The 2,718-nt window shown below is 59.1% G+C and carries 3 protein-coding genes; 2 read left to right on the forward strand and 1 reads right to left on the reverse strand.

Features of this window, described 5'->3' with window-relative positions; translation table 11 throughout:
- Positions 1-72 precede the first annotated feature (72 nt).
- A complete protein-coding gene (locus QMX91_RS30510) occupies positions 73-924 on the reverse strand; it encodes an MIP/aquaporin family protein (RefSeq protein WP_282413856.1) in 852 nt (283 codons plus the stop codon).
- Between the two features lie 362 nt (positions 925-1,286).
- Here QMX91_RS30510 and ybaK point away from each other — a divergent pair, with 362 nt between their 5' ends.
- Positions 1,287-1,757 (forward strand): Cys-tRNA(Pro) deacylase, encoded by a 471-nt coding sequence (gene ybaK / locus QMX91_RS30515; RefSeq protein ID WP_003227741.1) that lies wholly within the window; start codon positions 1,287-1,289, stop codon positions 1,755-1,757.
- A 95-nt stretch (positions 1,758-1,852) separates the two neighbouring features.
- Positions 1,853-2,635 (forward strand): PhzF family phenazine biosynthesis protein, encoded by a 783-nt coding sequence (locus QMX91_RS30520; RefSeq protein WP_282413857.1) that lies wholly within the window; start codon positions 1,853-1,855, stop codon positions 2,633-2,635.
- Positions 2,636-2,718: the final 83 nt, after the last annotated feature.

Genomic DNA, 2,718 nt, shown 5'->3' on the forward strand with positions numbered 1-2,718 from the left:
TTGCCTTGGCCGAAATAAGGGAGCGGGGGCCGGGGCGCGGGTTCGAAAGGGCAGGAACCCGCGCCGACTGTTTCAAGAAGTTCTTGGTTTGCCGTCAATGGCCGGTTCTGCATCCTTTGTAGCAGGTGTGGCGCCGGTCAGGTGACGGGCGATGAGCCCGCGATACCCGGCAGCGCCGAGGCAGGCACCGACAATCGGTGCAAAAATCGGAATCAGGAAGTACGGAATATCGCGACCGCCAGTGAACGAAATTTCACCCCAGCCAGCGAAGAAAGTCATCAGTTTCGGACCGAAGTCGCGGGCCGGGTTCATCGCGAACCCGGTCAGCGGGCCCATCGAGCTGCCGATCACCGCGATCAGCAAACCGATCAGCAGCGGTGCCAGCGGGCCTTTCGGCAGACCGTTGTTGTCATCGGTCAGGGCCATGATCACGCCCATCAGGATCGCGGTGATGATCATCTCGACCAGGAATGCCTGAGCGGTGGACAGTACCGGATTGGGGAAGGTCGAGAACACCGAGGCCAACTCAAGGCTGGCGGCGGTGCCACGCACCATGTGGTGAGTTTGTTCGTAATCGAAGAATAGATTGCTGTACAGCGTGTACACCAACAGCGCACCGCAAAACGCGCCGGCGATCTGCGACAGGATATAGAACGGCAGTTTGCGCTTTTCGAAGTCGGCGAAAATGCTCAGGGCAATGCTCACGGCGGGATTCAGATGCGCGCCGGAAACCCCGGCGGTCAAGTAGATCGCCATGCTCACGCCGACGCCCCAGATAATGCTGATTTCCCACAGACCGAAGCTGGCGCCCGCGACTTTGAGCGCGGCGACACAGCCAGTGCCGAAAAAGATCAGAAGTGCAGTCCCCAGAAACTCGGCCAGGCATTGGCCGGAAAGCGATGGTTGCTGTAAAGCAGTTGTCATTGAAAACCTCGATTTTTGTTGTTGTCTGGCGCATTTGCCGTCAGGGCAAGGCGCGATTTTCCCCGGGGCAGGATCCCCATCCTGTTCCCGGTTTACTGCTGGGTGCTGCGGTGATGATAATTCTTACATTATTCAGATTCGAAAAAATATAGACAAGAAACAAACCTGTCAAAGGTCGAAAGTGAACCATCGGTCACAATTAAACTATCAGCCTGCTGAATGATCCTGCGGAAGATGGCGGCGATAGTCCGGCGATTCGCCTGCAACGCCCGGAAAACGGGGCTCGCGCTAGAGCCTTTTGCGAGATGATGGCCTAGAATCCGGCGCAGGATTTTTCTGTTGATGCCGAGCCTGGAGCTGCCATGACCCCTGCGTTGGACTTGTTGAAAAAAGTTCGTGCCGAACATCGCGTGCACAGTTACGAACATGACCCCAAGGCCGCGTCCTATGGGCTGGAGGCCGCCGAGAAACTGGCGCTGGAGCCGGCGCAGGTGTTCAAGACGCTGCTCGCTGCCAGCGAAAAAGGTGAATTGCTGGTGGCGGTGGTGCCGGTCGTCGGAAGTCTTGATCTCAAAGGTCTGGCACACGCGGCGGGCGTCAAGAAAGTCGAAATGGCTGACCCGGCTGCGGCGCAGCGTTCCACCGGTTACCTGTTGGGCGGCATCAGTCCGCTGGGGCAGAAGAAGCGTCTGCGCACCTTCATCGATAACTCGGCCCAGGGCTTTGCGACTATTTATGTCAGTGCTGGCCGACGCGGTCTGGAAGTCGAATTGGCGCCGGCGGTTCTGGCTGAACACACCCAAGCCAAATTTGCCGACATCGGTCGTGCATGAACTTGCGTTCTGTATGAAGAAAATTGCCCGGTTCTGTCACTGGCGCTGAGCGCAGCGTGGCTGCATGCTCTGCCGATTCACTTAGGGAGAAGGTTATGCAGCTCGAATTTCATCAGGTTGATGCGTTCAGTGATCGGCCGTTCAGTGGCAACCCGGCGATGGTGTATCGGCTCGATGCATGGCTCGCGGACGATTTGATGCAGAAGATCGCCGCCGAACACAATCTGGCAGAAACCGCGTTCGTGGTGCGCGAAGGCGCGGCGTGGCACATCCGCTGGTTCACCCCGACCACCGAGGTGCCATTGTGCGGGCATGCGACGCTGGCCAGTGCCTATGTGTTGTTCGAGGTCTACAAGGAAACTACCGAGCGGCTGGACTTCATCTGCAAGTCCGGGCCGCTTAGCGTCAGCCGCGAGGGCGATCGCCTGTGGCTGGACTTCCAGTCGATTGTGCCGTCAGAAATTGGCGTGACGCTGGATGTCGAGCGTGCGCTGGGCGTCGAGGCGGTGGATGTGCTCGGTTCCAACGAATTGTTTGTGGTGCTGGAGTCGGAGCAGGCAGTGCTCGACTGCACGCCGGACATGGTAGCGCTGGCGAAACTGCCGTGGCTCGGCGCGATCGTGACGGCGCGCGGCAATCAGCACGATTTCGTCTCGCGTTATTTCGCCCCGGCAATCGGCATCAACGAAGATCCGGTGACCGGCTCGACGCATTGCAGCCTGATTCCGTATTGGTCGAAACGTTTGGGCAAATCCAGTTTGACCGCGTGCCAGCGTTCGGCGCGGGGCGGGGAGTTGTTCTGTCGGCTGGAGGGGGAGCGGGTGAAGATCGGCGGGAATGCGACGCTGGTGGCAAGCGGCACGCTGATCCTGGGTTGAACCCAAAACCAACTGTGGGAGCGGGCTTGCTCGCGAATGCGGGGTGTCAGACGACCTCTTCGTTGACTGACCCAGCGCATTCG

The sequence above is a fragment of the Pseudomonas sp. PS01299 genome, assembly GCF_029960145.1.
GTDB classification, from domain to species: Bacteria; Pseudomonadota; Gammaproteobacteria; order Pseudomonadales; family Pseudomonadaceae; genus Aquipseudomonas; species Aquipseudomonas putida_A.

Excerpts from the sequence above, each read along its gene's own strand:
- QMX91_RS30510 (WP_282413856.1), bottom strand. The coding sequence starts at position 924 with ATGACAACTGCTTTACAGCAACCATCGCTTTCCGGCCAATGCCTGGCC.
- QMX91_RS30520 (WP_282413857.1), top strand. The coding sequence starts at position 1,853 with ATGCAGCTCGAATTTCATCAGGTTGATGCGTTCAGTGATCGGCCGTTC.
- ybaK (WP_003227741.1), top strand. The coding sequence starts at position 1,287 with ATGACCCCTGCGTTGGACTTGTTGAAAAAAGTTCGTGCCGAACATCGC.